Source organism: Myxococcus sp. CA023, from assembly GCF_010998615.1.
Taxonomy (GTDB): Bacteria; Myxococcota; Myxococcia; order Myxococcales; family Myxococcaceae; genus Myxococcus.
In genome coordinates, this window is the sequence record NZ_JAAEAH010000094.1 from 18671 (window position 1) to 35765 (window position 17095).

Here is a 17095-nt window from a genome sequence, read left to right on the forward strand (position 1 = left end):
GAGGACAACCGTGGGTCAGCAGAGCAAGCCGGCGGCGGAGAGTGGCACGCGCGAAAGCGAGCGCCGCCGCACCATCCTCCGCGCGGCCATCGACGTGTTCGCGCGCAAGGGCTACCACGGCTGCCGCATCGCGGACGTGGCGAAAGAGGCCGGCGTCGCGTACGGGCTCGTCTACCACTACTTCAAGAACAAGGATGAGCTGCTCGAGACGGTGTTCGACACCGGCTGGAGTGGCTTCGTCACGCGCGTGCGCGCGGTGGTGGAGGGCGAAGGCCCGCTGGCGGAGAAGGTCCGAGGCATCGTCGAGGTGGCCTTCGAGGCCTACCGGGTGGACCCGCGCGCGGTGAAGGTGCTCATCCTGGAGATTGCGCGCAGCCCGGCGGGCTCGCGCATCAACCGGCAGACGGCCTTCGTGGATGCCATCCGGCTCAGCTCGGCGCTCTTCAACGCCGCGCAGGAGCGGGGCGAGCTGCGGACGGGGTTGGACCCGCACCTGGCCTCCGCGCTCCTCTTCGGCAACATCGAAATGGCGCTCACCGCCTTCGTCGTGGGGCTGGCCGACGCGCGCGACCCCGACGCCCTGGAGCGGGCGAAGTCGCAGATTGCCGACTCCTTCCTTTACGGCGTCCTCACGGGTGCCCAGGCAGCGGAGGTGTCCGAATGGAAGCCGGAGAAGTCCGCTACGAAGTCCAAGGCCCCCAAGCGCTCCTGACCATTGACCGGCCCAAGGCCCGCAACGCCTTGTCCCCGGGGGTGGTGCGCGAGCTGATGGCCGCGCTGGACCGGGCCGAATCCGACACCGCGGTGCGCGTGGTGGTGCTGACGGGCGCCGGTGAAAAGGTCTTCTGCGCGGGCGGGGACCTGGGAACCATGGCCGGTGACGAGGGCTTCCTGTCCACGCACGAGGGCCGACGTTCCTATGGACGGCTGCTGGCGCGCTTCCAGGAGCTGCGCAAGCCCACCGTGGCGCGCGTCAACGGGCACGCGCTGGCGGGTGGCCTGGGGCTGGTGCTCGCGTGCGACCTGGCCGTCGCCGTGGATGGCGCGGACCTGGGCACGCCCGAAATCGACGTGGGCCTCTTCCCGATGATGATGATGGCGCTGCTCCAGCGTCACCTGGGCCGCAAGCGTGCGTTGGAGCTGGTGCTCACCGGAGACCGGCTGCCCGCGCGCGAGGCGCTGACGTTGGGGCTGCTCAACCGCGTGGTGCCGGCCGCGGAGCTGGATGCCGCGGTGGGCACGCTCGCGGGAAAGCTGGCGGGAAAGAGCCAGGCGGTGCTGGCGTTGGGACGCCGTGCCTTCTTCACCGCCGAGGACCTGCCGCTGCCCGCCGCGCTGGAGTACCTGGCCTCGCAGCTGTCGCTGAACGTGCTAGCGGACGACGCGGGGGAGGGCATCTCCGCGTTTCTGGAGAAGCGTCCCCCGAAGTGGAACGATCGCTGACGCTGGTTACGGCGTGTCCAGCTCGGCGTTGCCGCCCCGGGCGACGCTGGGCGGCAGGTGCGGGAAGAAGTCCAGCTTCAGCAGGCGCTCTCCGTCCACCCACAGCCCGTCCACCTTCACGCCCCAGTGCAGGTGCGGGCCGGTGACGCGGCCAGTGCTGCCCACCTTGCCCAATAGCTGGCCTTGCTTCACCTGTGTGCCCGTCTTCACGTCGATGCGGGACAGGTGGAAGTACGCCGTGTAGAGCCCCGCGCCGTGGTGCACCAGCACGGTGTTTCCCGCCGCGTAGTTGTCGCGCGCCATCACCACCGTGCCGTCGTTGGCGGCCTGCACTGGCGTGCCCGGGTCCCCGTCGATGTCCACGCCGAAGTGCTGACTGGACAGCTTTCCGTTGAAGGTGCGGCGGTCGCCGAAGGGCGCGGTGATGCGGTCCGCCCTCGGCCACGCGAAGTTCTGCGCGAAGTGCGGCGCGCTGAAGTCCTGGGCGAAGGCTTCAGCGAAGGCGCGGCGGTCCGCGGCCATGCGCTTGCGCACCGACGCGGGCGGCTTCACGTACTTGCCGGCCACGCGCAGCTCTCGAGACGGGTAGCCGGACTCCACGACATCCAGCGTGCCCGTCAGCTCCACCTGCGGCGCGCCCGGCGTGACGGGGCCCATGGCCGTCACCTGCGCCGCGCCGGGCGTCATCTCCACCGGCAGGCCGGAGACGGCCAGATAGCCATCACCCCAGGGGAAGAAGCGCAGCGCGCGTCCAGCGAGCGTGCCGGTGGGCGGCGCCGTCATGCCGCTCACCGGCACCAGCACCGGATCCCCCGGCTTGGCTGCGCCGGGGTGCAGCGTCAGCTGGGGAGGGGCCTCCAGGGAAGCGTCCTCGCTGGACGTGCGCACGGGGACCGAGGCGGTTTCGGTCGCACCGGCCTTCGCTCCAAGTGCGAGCAGGGCGAGTAGCAGGAAAGCGGACTTGGAATACTTCCGGCCGGGTGCGTGCGAAGGCATGGGCCGTTTTTACACCACGTCGCGCGCAACTCTTCCCGGAGTGTGGTGTTGAGCAGCCGGACTCCTGCCCCGTCCCTCGAAGCGCTCGGCTTGTCGCCTGGGTGGGATGAAGGCCGCACGCCTCCTCTGCGCGAAGCCGACGCCAGAGGTTGTCGGTACTTGGACGACGCATCTTGTCCGCATGCCGCCTGCCTGGCCGCAGGGCAGGCGGGCCACCAGGGCGCATTCCGTCAAGGCGTACCCGGGGGACTGGGGGCTTCCTAGCTTCTGAACGGACTCGTTGATTGGGAGATTCGCGGATGCCTCGTCCCTATAGCTTTGACCACTACCAGGTTCCGAAGACGCTGCCGGCGCCGAAGCGAAGCCTGCGTCGGCAGGACAAGGCGCGGCTGGCCCATTCCAAGGCGCATCCCGAGGCCATGGAGAGCCACGAGGGCGTTCACTACGGCAAGCGCTTCGCGGAGACGGAAGAACTCTACATCGCGCATCAGATGGAGGCGCAGATGGAGGAACTTGCGCGGCCCGAGCCCGACGCCAAGTTCTCCCACGGCCCGGGATTCAAGGCGGCACGTGGCACGTCGAAGGGTAAGGCGCGCACGACCTCCGCGCCCGTCGTGGGAGGAACGGCGCCGATTGGCGCGCTGCCACCCACGCGCGAGCAGCCGCCGCGCGGGCGGCTGCCGGAGATTCGCGACGAGGCGGAGCACCAGCTCCAGGCCCTGCGGGGTGGACTGGGCGCCGCCGTCAAGGCCGTGTCCCGGCTCATCCTGCTGCCCGTCACGGTCGTCCGCATGGCCGCGGGCCGCATCCTTCCTCTGTCCTGATTGGGTGAGCGACGCGCGTGGAGCTGAGGCTCGTTTCGTACAACATCCATAGTGGTATCGGAACGGACGGCCGCTTCGACCTGGGCCGCGTGGGCGCGGTGCTCCGCGAAGTGGACGCGGACATCGTCGCTCTCCAGGAGGTAGGCGATTTTCGCGCGGTGACGCCTCGGGAGGACCAGCCCGAACACCTGGCGGACATGCTCGGGCTGCACATGGCCTTTGGTCCCAATGTCGTGCGCAACGGCCGACGCTACGGCAACGCCATCCTGTCGCGGCTGCCCATCGTCAAGTCGAAGAACTACGACTTGAGCGTGGGCCGCCGCGAGCCTCGCGGCGCGCTACGCTGCGACCTGGACATCGGGGGAGGGCTGCAGCTCCACGTCTTCTCCCTCCACCTGGGCCTGCGCCTGGGTGAGCGGCGCAGGCAGGAGGCGCTGCTGTTGTCCTCGGACATCCTCCGCGATGCCGCGCGGAAGGACCCGTTGGTGGTGTGTGGAGATTTCAACTACTGGGGTAATGGCCCGGTGCCCTCGCTGGTGCGCCAGGCCATCCAGGACGCGGCGCTGGAGCTCGGCGCGCCCGCTCGCACGTATCCCACGCGCCTGCCCCTGCTGCGGCTGGACCGCATCTTCGTGGACGCGGGCGTGCGCCCGCTGTCCATCCATCCTCACCGCACGGAGTTGAGCCGGGTGGCGTCTGACCACCTGCCCCTCGTGCTGCGCTTCGAGGCCCCCATCGCCGTGGAGCCTTCCGTCTCTCCTCCTGTGCAGCTCATCGGGTAGACTGGGCGGATGGGCCGACGCGCGCGTTCACTGGCCGACGCTTGCGTGCGCCGGACAAAAACTCCGTGACGTGGTTGTCGCGGAACAGGCGCATGCCTAGGTTGGCCCGCACCTGAGAGGCCGTATGCGTCGGCCGGAGAGCGCATGCACGTGGGAAGTGAACAGGCAGAGCGCGGGATTTCCGCGCTCGTCGGGCGCATGGCCGACGGCTTCAGCCGGCTGGTGACGCAGCACCTGCAGCTGGCGCGCATGGAGCTGGCCGAGGACGTCAAGGCCACGGGCCTGGACGTTGCGATGATCGTGGCCTTCGTGCCCTTCATCCTCGTGGGTTATGGCTTCGTGTGCGCGGCGCTGGCGGCGTGGCTGTCCACGTGGTTGGGATGGTCCGGAGCGCTGGCTGGAATCGGCCTGCTGAATCTGGTGGGAGGCGCGGGCGGCGCGATGTGGGCGGTGAACCGTCTGAAGGCGCGCCGGATGATGGACGATACGTCGCAGGAGCTCTCTCTCAGCGTGGCCGCGCTCACCAACGCCGTCCCCAACGCATCCGTGAATGCGCTCCAGGGGACGAACCGTGAAATCTTCAAGGAGCCCCCGCATGGCCGGTAGCAATGGACAGCCCAAGGCCTACAGCCCCCGCAGCAGCGCGGACCTGCGTGCCGAAATCGAGCGCACGCGCGCTGAGCTGGCCACGTCCGTGAGTGCCCTTCGCGAAGAAGTGGCCGTGGCCGCCGACTGGCGCCAGTGGGTGAGCCGCAATCCCTACGCGTGTGTAGGCGCGGCGTTCGTGGTGGGCCTGTGGTTGGGCTCGCGCGACTGACGACTGCCGTAGTACCCCCAATTGAGGAGATGGCTTCGATGGAGATGAATCCGCAGCAGATGGCCGACAAGGCGCGTGAGCTTCAGGACCGCGTGGTGCCGCAGATAGACGAGGCCCGTCAGAACATCGTGGACCTGAACAACCGCGTGGTGAGCTTCATCCGCGCCAATCCCGGCACGTGCCTGCTGGGCGCCGTGGCCGTGGGTTTCCTCGTCGGACGCATTGCCTCGCGCCGCTGAAGACGCGCGCTGGAACCACACGAGAGGGTGAACGCATGACGACGTTTCCAGGTGCATCGGGCAATGGCACGCCGCAGGACCCGCAGGGCGGCGGCTTCGGGCAGCGAGTGGACCACATTGGCAGCGACGCGCAGCAGCTCTGGTCCGACGCGCGCGGCGCGGTGACGGACTTGGGGCAGACGCTGGACCTGCGGGGGCGCGTGGAGCGCAATCCGTACGGGATGATGGCGGCCGCCGTGGGCGTCGGCTATCTGCTGGGCGGCGGGCTCTTCACGCCGCTGACGGCGCGCATCCTCCGGCTCGGCGTGCGCCTCGCGGCGCTGCCACTGGTCAAGGATGAACTGTTGGGCATGGCGGAATCGGCCTTCCAGGGCTATCAGACTGGACGTGGTATGGCTGGTCCGGGCCCGCAGGGCTCCGCCTCGGCGAACGCCACTTCCGCAGGCACTCCTCGCCCGCCGACGTACTGAGGCCGGGCTTTCCTCCACCCCACAACCCCCGGAGTCTCAAATGGTGAACTTCAACAACCTCAAGAAGCTGGACAAGGACGACCTGCTGCACCTGGTGGGCCTGGAGACGCGTCGGGACACGGTGGACACGCTCCTGCCCGTCGTGGGCGCCTTCGCCGCGGGCATCCTCGTGGGCGCGGGCCTGGGCCTGTTGCTGGCGCCCAAGTCGGGCAACCAGCTGCGCGATGACCTCCGTCAGCGCCTGCACAGCGGCCAGGAGTACCTGTCCAACGCGGTCGGCCGCTCCTCCGAGGGCGCGGCGCAGACGGGCCCGCAGGGCACCGTGTCTCGCACCGCCTGATTCGCGGCATTCGCCGCACACGGCCCCGGACGGGGCCAGGGGCCTCCATTCGCGCCGGCAACGGCCGCGGGTGGGGGCCTTCCCGTTTGGAGCCGGTTAGAGTCCACGGCCGTGAGCGAGACGACGCAGGGTGGGATGGTGAAGCACGCCGAGGCCAGCGAGGGCGTGAGCCCGGACGCGGCGCTGGCGCGGCTGCGCGCGCTGGAGACGCTGGAGTCCGGGTATGAGGCGTGGCTGGAGCTCCAGGTGGAGCACGCGGCGTCGCGCCTGCGCTTCCGTGAGGAGCGCGAGCGGCTGGAGCAGCAGGGCGCGTTCCTGTTGGGCGCGGTGCGCGCCGCGGGGCTGACACCTTCGTCGGGCGCCGAGCCCGCGCTGGTGACTCCGCCCGCCGCTCCAGGGGACTTCCTGCGGGACGCGGAGGACAAGCTGACGCAGGCCCGCGACGCGCTTGCCCGGCGAGAGACGGAGAGCGAGGCGAAGCATGCCGAGGCCTTCGCGGAGATTCGTGCCACGCTCAAGGACCGCGTCCAGCGCTACCTGAGCGCGGGCCGTCCATCCCTGACGTTGCTGCTGCGCCGTGTGGGGACGGAGCGCGCGATTCTCCATCTGGAGCGCGTGTCCGGAGACACGCCCGTGCTGCTGTGCTTCCTGTTCGCGGCCAGGATTCCGTCCCGGTACGGCTTCCTGCTGGATGACGCGACCGAGGACGTGTCGCTGCCGCCCGCGCCGCTCTATGCCGACGAGGGCGTGGCCGCGGACGAAGTGCGTCCGGACGCGGTGGGGTTGGAGTCGCGCGTGCGGGGGGCAGGGGAGGTGGTGCCGCTGAAGGGCTTCCTCCCCGTGTTCGTTCCGCGCCCTTCGGGAGGCGAGGACTTCTTCCGGCTGCTTCAGCGGGGCGTGGTGCTGGAGGTGGAGGTCGCGGACGGGGCGGCCTTCCGCAACGTCCTCTCCCGCGAGGAGTCCGAGCGCTTCGCGGGGCACCTGCTGCGCCTCAAGCTGGAAGGGCGCATCGGGCTGGACATCGAAGTGGGCTGACGCGCCTCGCGCCGGCAGGTCCGTCCTAGCGCGTGCGCACGACGCCCACCTCGGCGGTGCCCGCCAGCAGCGCGCTGCCGAGGAACAGGTTGCCGGATTCGGCGCCGCCCATACGTACGGCGTGGAAGATGACCAGGTACGTCTGCTCACGCTGGGGGAAGGCGGTGCCCGGAATCGTCACGCGGGCCTCGCGGTAGGGGCCCGGCAGTCCCACCAGTTGGAGGAACTGGACCGGCGTGGAGGGCAGGTTGGTGTACGTCGGCTCGCCCTGCGCGCCCTCGGCGCTCAGGGGCACCACGGTGACGAAGCCGAGCGTGCGGTCCGTATTCGCCGCGGGCGCGGGTCGGTCGAAGGACAGGGGCGTGCTCGCGTCGATGCGCAGGAAGCCTTCGGGCGGGTGCAGCGCGGCGATGGTCTCCTTCATCGGCGCGTCGTCCACCTGGCCTACGTAGCGCGTGCCCCCCCGGTTCGCGATGAACTGGTAGGTGGCACCCGGCTGGTAGGTGAAGTCGGAGGCGCCCACGCTGGTGCGGCGGTAGTTGCCGGAGCCCTCGTCCGCGAGCTCCGTGGCATCGCCACCCACCGGCTGCACCGTGATTTCGGCCCCCGCCAGGCCGGAGGGCTGCGAGTTCTCACCCGTCCGGCTGCCAAAGAAGACGATGGCGGCCGTCTGCGCGGGCAGGGCGAGCACGTCGCCTCCGTCCGGGCTGAAGGTGCCCGCGTCATAGCCGGCCAACGCAGAAGCGGAGACCTCCACCTCTGGGGTGGAGAGCAGCGTGCCCACCATGACGTGGTCGGCGGTGAGCTGATCCAGGTCGCAAGCCAGGAAGGCGAGGGAGGAGGCGGCGAGCGCCGCGGACACCAGGGTGCGTTTCATGGGAGCAGGAGCATAGCAGGGCCCCCCGCAACGACGACCGCGCGCGGGCCCATCTCAGGGTATCCTCCGGACCACCCGTGCAAGGTCACCGCGTTCACTCCGCAGGCCGGCGCTTCCTGAAGCGGCTTGGCGTCTCCCTGTTGATGGCCCTCCTCTTCGGAGGCGTGCTGGGGCTGCTCGTGTACCTGCGCCCCACCAGCATCGTGCCGCCCAAGGACCCGCCGTCGGCCTGGGTCCCCTCCGCGGCGGTGGATGCCGCACAGGCCTGGCTGGAAGGCTGGGAGCGTGTCACCTACGACTGGCGCGTGCGGGAGCTGGGAGAGCGCTCCGAGCGTCCCGACGAGGCCGTCGTCATCGCCATCGACGATGAGACGCTGGCCGAGGCCCGCCAGGATGTGCGCCCTGGCGTCGCCACGCAGCCCTGGCCGCGCCAGCTCGTGGGCCGCATGGTGCACCGGCTGGTCCAGGAGGGGGCGCTGCTGGTGCTCGTGGACCTGCCCTTCACGGACCTGAGCCCCAACGCCTGTGCCGAAGCCTCGTCCGCGTCGGCCTCGTCGCTCTCCTGCGACGACGCGGCCTTCGCCGCGCAGCTGGCGAAAGACCCGGGCCGGGCGCTGCTGTCGTTCACCTGGGAAGCGCAGGGGCCCCGGGTGCTGCCCCCCGCCAACCGCCTGTGGCCGTACCGCGTGAAGCTGGGCGTTTATGACGCGTCCGAGGCGGCCTCCCTGCGCGCGCAGGCCGTGCTCGCGGCGCAGCGCCCGGCCTTCATCATCCCCGCGGGCAGCCAGGTGGAGGTCTGGGGCGGCGCCATGGACGCAGCGGACGGCAAGGCGCTGGGCTCGCGCCTGGGAGCCACCGCGCATGTCCTCGAGGAGCGCCGCGCCGCGGACGACAGCTACCGCGTGGGCCCCACGGAGCTCTTCATCGCGCTGGCGGAGGTCCAGGTGGAGGGACTGGACGCGGCGAACCTCATCGAGCTGCGCCAGGTTCAGCACCCCGTGGTGCCGCTGTTGAGCGGAAGCGCGGGGTTCGGTGCGTCCACGCTCGTGGCGGGCCAGGACGGGCGCGTGCGCGCCGTGGCGCACCTCATGAGCTACACCGTGCGCGGCAAGCGCCACATCCTGCCGTCGCTGCCCCTGGCGGCTGCCATGCGGTTGGCCGGTACGCGCTCGCTCCGCTACGAGGGCGGCAAGCTGCACGTGGGGGACCAGTACGCGTTCCCGATGAGCGCCTCGGGCCTGAGCCTGCTGCGCTGGGATGCGCCCAACGCGGGCCGGGGCTCACGCGGCTCGCTGGCGCGCTCCATCCGCGCGTGGAACGTGCTCCTCAACGTCTTCGACGTGGCGGACGAGCGCCCCGCGCGCTTCGAGAATGACCTGGAAGGCCGCACCGTCGTCCTCACGCGGACCGCCGGCGAGTCCGCGCACCTGCGTTCCACGCCCCTGGGGCCGGAGACGCCGGGGGGCGCGATTCTGGGGCAGGCGCTGGCCAACATCCTCCGTTCGGAGGGCATCACCCGCGCGGCGCCAGATTTGGACCTGCTCCTCACGGTGGGGCTGGCCTTCCTCGGCGCCTTCCTGGCGCTGTCGCTCAGCTTCCTGCTGCGCTCGGTGCGCGGCGCCGTGCTCTACGTGGGCTTCCTGGTGGCGGCGGGCGCGGGCTACGCCTTCGGAGCCGCGTACGTCTTCGTCGAACAGCGGCTGTGGGTGGCCATGGCCGGGCCGCTGCTGGCCATGGTGGGCGCCTTCGTCGCCACCATCCGCTACGCCTACGGGACGGAGCGGCAGATTCGCGACTTCGTGCACAACGCGCTCGGCCGCTACGTCAGCCCGGACGTGGCCCGCCTGGTGGCGCGGGACTTGAGCCTGATGCGCCCCGAGCGCCGGAAGATGTCCGTGTACGTCTGTGACATCGAAGGCTTCACGCGGCTGTCGGAGAGCATGCCGCCCGAGCAACTGGTGGGCCTCTTCAACGCGTACCTCACCGAGATTTCCGCGGTGGTGCGGTCCACGGCGGGGCAGGTGGACAAGTACATCGGCGACTCGGTGATGGCCTTCTGGGGCGCGCCGGTGCGCACGGACCGCCACGCGCACCTGGCCTGCGAGGCGGCGCTGAAGATGCGGGAGGTGCTGACCGAGCGTCAGTCCGCCTGGGAGAAGAAGTACGGCCACCGCCTCAGCTTCCGCGCGGCCGTGGACACCGGGGAACTGGTGGTGGGCGACCTGGGAAGCGAGATGAAGTCCAACTACACCGTGCTCGGAGACGCGGTGGGGCTGGCCTCGCGGCTGGAGGCCATCAACAAGGTGTACGGCACCTATGTGCTGGCCGGGGACACCACCGCGCAGCTCGCCAGCGGCAGCTACGTCTTCCGCGTGGTGGACCTGGTGCGCTTCAAGGGCCGGCCGCAGCCGGTGCGCGTGCACGAGCTGGTGGCGCGCCGCGGAGAACTCACGCCCCGCATGCAGGAGCAGCTCGCGCTCCACGAGCAGGCCCTCACCGCCTATCACCAGCGCCGCTTCGCGGAGGCGCACGCCCTCTTCGAGCGCGCTTCACACGAGTACCAGGACACCGTCGCCGCGCTCTACGCCGGCCGCTGCGCCCGCTTCCTCGTCACGCCGCCGCCCGCGGACTGGGACGGCGTGCACGGCATGGAGGAGGGCGAGCCCACCGCCGCGGCGGCGTGAGTCATTCCTCTCCGTCGTCCGAGTCCGGCTGCCCGAAGAGCTCCTTCACGGGGGCGTCCTTCGCGATGTGCTCCGCCACCACGCGGCGCATCTTCTCCGTCGTCATCGCCGAGTAGTACACCTCTCCCGGCCAGCCCATGAGCTGGTAGTCCTCGGGAGAAAGCGGGTCTCTCTTGCGGCCGGTGTCCTCACGGACGACGACGTTGGGCCCCATGTGGCAGAAGCCGTAGCAGCCGCCGCGGTACAGCTCGCAGCGCGGCACCAGCCCCTGGCCGGAGAGGGCGTCCCGGGCCTCGGCGTAGACGGCGTCCGCGCCGCCCGCCTTGCAGCTGGAGCCCTTGCACACCGACAAGCGGTAGCGCTTCACGGCGGCGTCTCCTGGAGGCCGCCATCAAGCGTATTGAAGAGGTTCAGCTTCACCACCAGCCCCCTGAAAAAGCGCCGGCCCGCCTTCCGCTTCGACGCGGGAGGGCGGGCCGGGAGTCCGGGTGAGGCCGGTACGGCCTCACTGGGAATCTGGATTCACTTGATGAACTTCGTCACCTGGATGGGGCCCTGCTGCGTGACGACCGCCTGGTGGCCCGCATGGGCCCCCGCGGGCAGCGCCTTGCCGTGGCCGCCGTGCTCTCCATGCGGCAGCTTCAGCTCCACCAGGCCCTCACCGATGCGCGTGTGCGCTTCCTTGTGGACGTGGTGCGGCTCCTCGGAGCCCTCGCGCTTGTTCCACGGGTCCGACGGGTGGGACACCGGCGCGCCCTTGAGCAGCTTCGGGATGTCGTAGACGAAGTTCTGCCGCGTGTACTCGGGCGGGGTGTGCGTGTAGGTGTCCATGCGGATGGCGTCCTTGGGGCACGCATCCACGCAGAGGCCGCACACGATGCACCGCAGCTCGTCGATGACGAACTGGGTGGGGTACTTCTCGATGACGCGGTCCTCGGAGTCCGAGGCTTCGTCCTCGTACTCACCCGCCTCGATGTAGATGCACTGCGCCGGGCAGATGGTGGCGCACATGTAGCAAGCCACGCAGCGCGGCTTGCCGTCCTCGCGCGGAACCAGCCGGTGCAGGCCGCGGTAGCCCTCGGGGTAGATGGGCTTCTCTTCGGGGTACGCCACCGTCGTCATCAGGCTGGCGCCGGTGCGGTCCACCACCTGCGTGTTGGTGTCACGCGTCCCGAAGAGGTTGCGGAAGAAGTGCTTCGCGGTGATGCCCAGGCCGCGGAGCAGGTTGGGCACATAGGTCCGCTCGCGGATATCCGTGCGAGGGTCCTTGCTTACCTTGTAGGCCATGATGGTTCTCGATTCCCGGATGCTGGGGCCGAAAGGTGCGGCCTAGTGGGTGGAGGCCGGGGCCGCGCCGTGGGCGTGCGCCGGCAGGTCATGGGCACCGTGCCCACCGTGGGCGTGGCCATGTCCGTGGTCGTGACCATGGCCGGCGTGCGCCCCGTGCGCACCGCCCGCGGGGACCTTCGTCGTCGTGGTCAACACCACCAAGATGCCAATCTCCGCGATGCCGAGGACCGCGAGCGCCCGCAGGGACGGATCCCAGAGGACCAGCGCACCGGTCACGAAGATGTTCACCAGGCCGAGGGGGAGGAGGATCTTCCAGCCCAGCGACTGAATCTGGTCGTAGCGGAAGCGGGGGAACGTCCAGCGGATGAGCAGCTGCACCCAGATGAGGAACAGCACCTTCAGCCAGAACACCGTGCCCAGGATGGTGCCCAGCAGCCAGCCGTGCTCCTGCATGATGGGCAGGTTGGCCAGCCACTCGTTGCCGAAGGGCAGGTGGTAGCCGCCGAAGAAGAACGCCGTCGTCACGCCGGCCAGCACCACGACCTCCACGAACTCGGAGATCATGAAGAGGCCGAACTTCATGCCGGAGTACTCAACGAAGTAGCCGATGATCTCCGACTCGCCTTCCGGCAGGTCGAACGGGGCGCGCTTGGTCTCCGCGAAGGACGCGGCGAAGAAGAGCAGGAAGCCCAGCGGCTGGATGAAGATGCCCCACGCGGGCAGCCCCAGGTCGAAGGCGCCGTCCGTGCGCCACAGGTAGCGGCCCTGGCCGGTGCCGCCGGTGAGCGCGTTGCCGATGTCACCAATGATGGCCGGGAACTGCACCGAGGAGAACGTGAGGAAGATGCCGACCAGGGACAGGCCGAGCGCGACCTCGTAGGCGATCATCTGCGAGGTGGCGCGCACGCCGCCCAGCAACCCGAACTTGTTGTTGGAGGCCCAGCCGGCCAGCGCGGTGCCGTAGACGGCCAGCGAGGCGATGGCGAGCACGTAGAGGGCGCCGAAGTCCGGCGTGGCCACCACCATGTCCACGTTGCGGCCGAACACCTGCACCGACGGACCGGCGGGCACCACGGCGAACAGGGCGAAGGTGGGCGCGAAGGCCAGGATGGGGCCCAGGTTGAACATGAACCGGTTCGCGGCGGCCGGAATCAGGTCTTCCTTGGTCAGCATCTTCAGCACGTCCGTGAGGATGTGCGGAAGGCCGCCCAGCGAGCGGTTCTTCAGGCCGGGCAGGGCGATGCGGGCGCGGTTGGGACCCATGCGGTCCTGGATGAACGCGCTCCACTTGCGCTCCGCCATGGTCAGCAGCGTGGCGATGACCATCACGAAGATGAGGACGAGGAACAGCACGTTGGTCAGCCGGCTCGCGCCAGTGAACCAGTGCTCCTCCACCAGGCCACCCACGAGGTAGGCCGACGCCATGCCACCCGCCATCAAGAAGACGATGGTGAACATGGCGACGAGAATCGTCAGTACGCGACTCATGACTAGATACCCCTCACCCGAGGCGTGCCGAACTCACGGTACCCCGCGGGGCGACCGTCGGCACCTGCCGGCAGCGGATTGATGCCCGGCTTCTCCCGGTCCGCCGGAGACGCCTTCTCCCAGTTGAACTCCGCGAACTCGGCCACCTTGCCAGCCAGCTCGCGCCACACGTCGACGGCGCGCTTCCAGGTGGACTCGCCACCCAGCTCGCGCGTCAGCTCCCTGACCCACTCCCAGCCCGGGACGACGTCGCCCTTGGGCGGGTACGCCTTGCGGAAGCGCTGGATGATGCCGTCCTGCTGCACGAACGAGCCCTCGTCCTCGACGGGGACGGAGGCCGGCAGCAGCACCGTGGCCTGTGCGGTGATGGCGGACTCGGTGAAGGCCTGCGCCACGAACACGTCCAGCTGACCGGCGGCCTCCGCGAAGGCGTCCACGTTGCCCGGCACCTCGGTGCCGATGGCGTAGAGCGCCTTCACCGTTCCCGCCTTCAGCGCGGTGGTGAGCGCGTCGAAGGTCTCCAGCTTGAGGCCCAGCCCCTTCGCGATGAGCTCCAGGCCCTTGCGGTTGGGGTTCTTGTCCGCCGTCATCAGGAAGTGGTCGGCGGGGCCCGAAGCGCGGCCGCCCACGTACACGGTGGACACGCCCAGCGTGCTCTTGGCGAAGTTCAGCCCGGCCAGCAGGTCCTCGTTGGAGGCCAGGGGCGAGGCCAGCACCGCCAGCTGCTTGCTGCCCTGTACCGAGCGCAGCGCCTTGGCCGCGGCCTGGACCGCTTCCTTGCGCGTGGTGACGGGCACCGCCTCACCGGCGCGGTTGGCGCGGCGGCCCACCTGCGCCTGGAGCACGCGGCCCAGATTCAGGTACTTGTAGGTGAGCCGGCCCTCGTCGCACATCCAGCTCTTGTTGATGGCCTCGTTCTCCCGCGGGCGGTAGCGGTACGAGTCCTGCGACATCCAGTCCACGTAGGTGGTGCAGCCGCGCGAGCAGCCGGTGCACACCGACGGGGTGGCGGACAGGAACCACGCGCGCGCCTTGAAGCGGAAGTCGCGGCTGAGCAGCGCGCCCACCGGGCACACGTCCACGGTGTTGAGCGAGTAGTTGCTGCTCAGCTCGCTGCCCGGGAACACGTCGATGCGCTCGTGGCTGCCGCGGCCGAACACGCCCAGCTGCGGCTCCTTGGCCACCTCGTTCATCACGCGCACACAGCGGGTGCACATGATGCAGCGCTCCTGGTCAATGACGACGCGGGGCCCCAGCACCTTGCGCTTGTTCTTGAGGGCCTTGGTGCCCTCCAGGCGCGAGGGCCGGTAGTCGTACTTCATGTAGTAGTCCTGCAGCTTGCACTCACCGGCCTGGTCGCAGATGGAGCAGTCGACCGGGTGGTTCAGCAGCAGGAACTCCATCACCGCGCGCTGCTGCTCCTTCACCTTGGGCGTGGTCGTCTTGACGACCTGGCCTTCGGCCATGGGCGTCTGGCACGCGGGCACCATCTTGGGCGCGTTGGACGCCTCGATGAGGCAGATGCGGCAGTTGGCCGCGATGGAGAGGCGCGGGTGGTAGCAGTAGTAGGGGATGTCCGAGCCGACCGCCTTGGCCGCCTCGATCATGTTCGTCCCCGGCTTCACCACGACTTCCTTGCCGTCGATGGTGGCGGTGATGAACCCCGGGTTCTTCGGCGCCGGCTTGGGCGGCGGGCCGGAGGGCGGCTTGGGCGGCGGCGTCCCCGTAGGGCCGCTGGCGGCGGCGGGCGGGTTGTCCAGCTTCGCGCCGGCGGGCGGGTTGGACGGCTCCGGGCCAATCTTGGCCGCGGGCGTGTCCGTGGGCGCCCCCTTCGGAGGCGGCTGCGCATCACCGGTGGGCTTCTTCGTGTCGTTGTCGCTCACTGCTCGACCTCGCCGCCGATCATGTTGATGGTGTCAAACGTAGGGATGAGGTCCGCCAGCATCTTGCCTTCGATGATGTGGGGGACGGCCGCGAGCACCGGGAAGCCCGGGGCGCGAACGTGGACCTTGTAGGGACGGCCGCGGCCGTCGCTCACCAGGTACCAGCCCAGCTCGCCGTTGGAGGCCTCGGTGGCGTCGTACACCTCGCCGGCGGGCACCTGGATGCCCTCCATCACCAGCTTGAAGTGCGACATCACGCCTTCGATGGTGCCGTAGACCTCGGGCTTGGGCGGCAGCGCGATGCGCCAGTCATCCACGATGATGGGGCCCGCGGGGATGGTGTCCATTGCCTGGCGCAGGATGCGGATGGACTGACGCATCTCCTCGAGCCGGACCAGGTAGCGGTCGTAGTTGTCGCCGTGCTCGCCCACCGGGATGTCGAAGTCGAACCGGTCGTAGACCCAGTAGGGCTTCGTCTTGCGAATGTCGTAGTCCACACCGCACGCGCGCAGGGCGGGGCCGGTGTAGCCGTAATCGATGGCGTCCTCGGCGCTGATGACACCCGTGCCCTTCGTGCGGTCCACGAAGATGCGGTTGTTCGTCAGCAGGCCTTCCATCTCGTCGAGCAGCGCCAGGCCCTGGTCCAGCGTCTTGTGGACGCGGGGAATCCAGCCCTCGGGCAGGTCGCGGTTGCTGCCGCCCACGCGCCCGAAGCTGGTCGTCAGACGCGCGCCGGTCAGCTCGGCGGTGCGGTCATGGAGCAGCTCGCGGAACTCCATGGCGAGGAGGAACGGCGCGAAGCCGCCCATCTCCAGGCCGGTGGCGCCCACGCACGTCAGGTGGTCCGTCAGGCGGTGGAGCTCGGAGCCGATGACTCGGATGTACTGGGCGCGCTCGGGAATCTCCAGGCCGATGAGCTTCTCCACGGCGTTGAGGAACCCGAAGTTGTTCATCATCGCGGACAGGTAGTTGAGCCGGTCCGTGTAGGGCAGGCACTGCGTCCACGTGACGTTCTCGCAGCTCTTCTGGAAGCCGCGGTGCAGGAAGCCGATCTCAGGGTCGATCTTGACGATCGTCTCGCCCTCGAGCTCCACCTTCAGCCGCACGGTGCCGTGCGTGGCCGGGTGGGAGGGGCCCATGTTGATGACCATCCGCTTGGTCTGGAGGTGGGCCTCCAGCTCCGACTCGTGGGCGTATGCGTCGGTGTCGGGGTTCGGCGCTTCGGGCTTGAGGGTGTCAGCCATGGATGTCCTCGCTCAGGAGAGCCCGCTGGTGCCGGGGCCGCGGAAGATGTCCTTGATGGGGCGCTCGGGAATGAGCGGTTGCCGGTCACGCAGCGCGTAGTCCTTGCGCAGCGGGTGCCCCTCGAACTCGTCGTAGAGGAGGATGCGGCGCAGGTCCGGGTGCCCGTCGAAGCGGATGCCGTAGAAGTCGAAGGTCAGCCGCTCCCACCAGTTGGCGCCGCGGAAGAGCGGCACCAGGGTGGGCACCACCGGGTTGGCTTCGCTCACCCGCACCTTGAGCCGCACGTGTTCGTGCCGCTTGAGGGAGTAGAGGAAGTAGACGACCTCGAAGCGAGGGTCGTTCTCCGCCAGGTGCAGCCGATCCACGGCGTCAATGGAGCCGAACAGCTTGAACTCCAGCTCCGGGTCGTTCTTAAGGAACGCGGCGACCTTCGGGAGCGAGTCTGCATGGATGACGGCCCAGGCGCCTCCGGTCCGATCCACGTAGCGATCCGCCACCGCCTCTGGGAGCTGGGCGGAGACCCTGTCCAACGCGAAAGTGCTCAAGGGTGCCCCAATGACTAAGGGAGAAGAATCCGCGGCTTTATAAGGAGCCCTCGGCGGGTGCGTCAACGTAAACCCTCAACCATGTAGCCCACTTAGGAGGCCCAGAAGCGGGCGTTGCGCGAAACCGGGTGGGAGGG

At 69.5% G+C, this 17095-nt stretch carries 19 protein-coding genes; 11 read left to right on the forward strand and 8 right to left on the reverse strand.

Going from position 1 to position 17095, the window contains the following annotated elements; genetic code table 11:
- The first annotated feature begins 10 nt into the window (after window positions 1–10).
- The gene (locus F8M74_RS31860) at window positions 11–712 is read left to right on the forward strand and encodes a TetR/AcrR family transcriptional regulator (protein ID WP_140862028.1); all 702 of its coding nucleotides are present in this window, start codon (window positions 11–13) and stop codon (window positions 710–712) included.
- The gene (locus F8M74_RS31865; protein WP_141256798.1) at window positions 661–1443 is read left to right on the forward strand and encodes an enoyl-CoA hydratase/isomerase family protein; all 783 of its coding nucleotides are present in this window, start codon (window positions 661–663) and stop codon (window positions 1441–1443) included. Before F8M74_RS31860 ends, F8M74_RS31865 begins: the two co-directional genes overlap by 52 nt.
- Before the next feature lie 6 nt (window positions 1444–1449).
- Here F8M74_RS31865 and F8M74_RS31870 read toward each other — a convergent pair whose 3' ends face one another.
- Complete coding sequence (locus F8M74_RS31870; protein ID WP_141256799.1) at window positions 1450–2439, reverse strand: M23 family metallopeptidase; 990 nt, start codon at window positions 2437–2439, stop codon at window positions 1450–1452.
- A 299-nt stretch (window positions 2440–2738) separates the two neighbouring features.
- Here F8M74_RS31870 and F8M74_RS31875 point away from each other — a divergent pair, with 299 nt between their 5' ends.
- The 8 genes from F8M74_RS31875 to F8M74_RS31910 all read left to right on the forward strand — a co-directional run bounded on the left by F8M74_RS31875 (window position 2739) and on the right by F8M74_RS31910 (window position 6946).
- Window positions 2739–3263 (forward strand): hypothetical protein, encoded by a 525-nt coding sequence (locus tag F8M74_RS31875; RefSeq protein ID WP_171410417.1) that lies wholly within the window; start codon window positions 2739–2741, stop codon window positions 3261–3263.
- A gap of 17 nt (window positions 3264–3280) precedes the next feature.
- On the forward strand, window positions 3281–4045 hold the full coding sequence (locus tag F8M74_RS31880; RefSeq protein ID WP_141256801.1) for an endonuclease/exonuclease/phosphatase family protein: 765 nt from the start codon (window positions 3281–3283) through the stop codon (window positions 4043–4045).
- 144 nt (window positions 4046–4189) lie between these two features.
- The gene (locus F8M74_RS31885; RefSeq protein ID WP_140798045.1) at window positions 4190–4651 is read left to right on the forward strand and encodes a phage holin family protein; all 462 of its coding nucleotides are present in this window, start codon (window positions 4190–4192) and stop codon (window positions 4649–4651) included.
- A complete protein-coding gene (locus F8M74_RS31890; RefSeq protein ID WP_011552784.1) occupies window positions 4641–4862 on the forward strand; it encodes a DUF3618 domain-containing protein in 222 nt (73 codons plus the stop codon). Before F8M74_RS31885 ends, F8M74_RS31890 begins: the two co-directional genes overlap by 11 nt.
- A gap of 38 nt (window positions 4863–4900) precedes the next feature.
- Window positions 4901–5101: a hypothetical protein gene (locus F8M74_RS31895; RefSeq protein WP_090489004.1), complete on the forward strand. Its 201-nt coding sequence runs from the start codon at window positions 4901–4903 to the stop codon at window positions 5099–5101.
- Window positions 5102–5136: 35 nt separating this feature from the next.
- Window positions 5137–5571, forward strand: a complete 435-nt coding sequence (locus F8M74_RS31900) for a hypothetical protein (protein ID WP_141256802.1) — start codon at window positions 5137–5139, stop codon at window positions 5569–5571.
- 40 nt (window positions 5572–5611) lie between these two features.
- Window positions 5612–5911 carry a YtxH domain-containing protein gene (locus F8M74_RS31905; RefSeq protein WP_011552787.1) on the forward strand — a complete coding sequence of 100 codons (300 nt, stop codon included), beginning with the start codon at window positions 5612–5614 and terminating at the stop codon, window positions 5909–5911.
- 111 nt (window positions 5912–6022) lie between these two features.
- Window positions 6023–6946: a hypothetical protein gene (locus F8M74_RS31910; RefSeq protein WP_141256803.1), complete on the forward strand. Its 924-nt coding sequence runs from the start codon at window positions 6023–6025 to the stop codon at window positions 6944–6946.
- 25 nt (window positions 6947–6971) lie between these two features.
- On the opposite strand, the gene F8M74_RS31915 is transcribed toward F8M74_RS31910, so the two are convergent.
- Entirely contained in the window at window positions 6972–7823 is an 852-nt protein-coding gene (locus tag F8M74_RS31915) for a hypothetical protein (protein ID WP_216620502.1), read from the reverse strand.
- A gap of 143 nt (window positions 7824–7966) precedes the next feature.
- Between F8M74_RS31915 and F8M74_RS31920 the strand changes: the two genes are divergently transcribed.
- On the forward strand, window positions 7967–10507 hold the full coding sequence (locus tag F8M74_RS31920) for an adenylate/guanylate cyclase domain-containing protein (RefSeq protein ID WP_141256809.1): 2541 nt from the start codon (window positions 7967–7969) through the stop codon (window positions 10505–10507).
- Between the two features lies 1 nt (window position 10508).
- Here F8M74_RS31920 and F8M74_RS31925 read toward each other — a convergent pair whose 3' ends face one another.
- From F8M74_RS31925 to F8M74_RS31950, 6 genes are all read right to left on the reverse strand, one after another.
- Window positions 10509–10874, reverse strand: coding sequence for a ferredoxin (locus tag F8M74_RS31925; protein ID WP_020478796.1), 366 nt, complete (start codon window positions 10872–10874; stop codon window positions 10509–10511).
- Between the two features lie 155 nt (window positions 10875–11029).
- Complete coding sequence (locus F8M74_RS31930) at window positions 11030–11794, reverse strand: NADH-quinone oxidoreductase subunit I (protein WP_140862038.1); 765 nt, start codon at window positions 11792–11794, stop codon at window positions 11030–11032.
- A 42-nt stretch (window positions 11795–11836) separates the two neighbouring features.
- Window positions 11837–13285 (reverse strand): complex I subunit 1 family protein, encoded by a 1449-nt coding sequence (locus tag F8M74_RS31935; protein WP_141256804.1) that lies wholly within the window; start codon window positions 13283–13285, stop codon window positions 11837–11839.
- Window positions 13286–13287: 2 nt separating this feature from the next.
- Complete coding sequence (locus tag F8M74_RS31940; protein WP_141256805.1) at window positions 13288–15168, reverse strand: 2Fe-2S iron-sulfur cluster-binding protein; 1881 nt, start codon at window positions 15166–15168, stop codon at window positions 13288–13290.
- Window positions 15165–16412: an NADH dehydrogenase (quinone) subunit D gene (gene nuoD, locus F8M74_RS31945; protein WP_141256806.1), complete on the reverse strand. Its 1248-nt coding sequence runs from the start codon at window positions 16410–16412 to the stop codon at window positions 15165–15167. Before nuoD ends, F8M74_RS31940 begins: the two co-directional genes overlap by 4 nt.
- A 12-nt stretch (window positions 16413–16424) precedes the next feature.
- Window positions 16425–16943, reverse strand: coding sequence for an NADH-quinone oxidoreductase subunit C (locus F8M74_RS31950; protein WP_020478794.1), 519 nt, complete (start codon window positions 16941–16943; stop codon window positions 16425–16427).
- Window positions 16944–17095: the final 152 nt, after the last annotated feature.

What these genes read in the sequence shown, in the direction of transcription:
- F8M74_RS31865 (WP_141256798.1), top strand. Translation starts at nt 661, where the DNA reads ATGGAAGCCGGAGAAGTCCGCTACGAAGTCCAAGGCCCCCAAGCGCTC.
- F8M74_RS31870 (WP_141256799.1), bottom strand. Translation starts at nt 2,439, where the DNA reads ATGCCTTCGCACGCACCCGGCCGGAAGTATTCCAAGTCCGCTTTCCTG.
- F8M74_RS31875 (WP_171410417.1), top strand. Translation starts at nt 2,739, where the DNA reads ATGCCTCGTCCCTATAGCTTTGACCACTACCAGGTTCCGAAGACGCTG.
- F8M74_RS31885 (WP_140798045.1), top strand. Translation starts at nt 4,190, where the DNA reads ATGCACGTGGGAAGTGAACAGGCAGAGCGCGGGATTTCCGCGCTCGTC.
- F8M74_RS31890 (WP_011552784.1), top strand. Translation starts at nt 4,641, where the DNA reads ATGGCCGGTAGCAATGGACAGCCCAAGGCCTACAGCCCCCGCAGCAGC.
- F8M74_RS31895 (WP_090489004.1), top strand. Translation starts at nt 4,901, where the DNA reads ATGGAGATGAATCCGCAGCAGATGGCCGACAAGGCGCGTGAGCTTCAG.
- F8M74_RS31900 (WP_141256802.1), top strand. Translation starts at nt 5,137, where the DNA reads ATGACGACGTTTCCAGGTGCATCGGGCAATGGCACGCCGCAGGACCCG.
- F8M74_RS31905 (WP_011552787.1), top strand. Translation starts at nt 5,612, where the DNA reads ATGGTGAACTTCAACAACCTCAAGAAGCTGGACAAGGACGACCTGCTG.
- F8M74_RS31915 (WP_216620502.1), bottom strand. Translation starts at nt 7,823, where the DNA reads ATGAAACGCACCCTGGTGTCCGCGGCGCTCGCCGCCTCCTCCCTCGCC.
- F8M74_RS31920 (WP_141256809.1), top strand. Translation starts at nt 7,967, where the DNA reads ATGGCCCTCCTCTTCGGAGGCGTGCTGGGGCTGCTCGTGTACCTGCGC.
- F8M74_RS31930 (WP_140862038.1), bottom strand. Translation starts at nt 11,794, where the DNA reads ATGGCCTACAAGGTAAGCAAGGACCCTCGCACGGATATCCGCGAGCGG.
- F8M74_RS31935 (WP_141256804.1), bottom strand. Translation starts at nt 13,285, where the DNA reads ATGAGTCGCGTACTGACGATTCTCGTCGCCATGTTCACCATCGTCTTC.
- nuoD (WP_141256806.1), bottom strand. Translation starts at nt 16,412, where the DNA reads ATGGCTGACACCCTCAAGCCCGAAGCGCCGAACCCCGACACCGACGCA.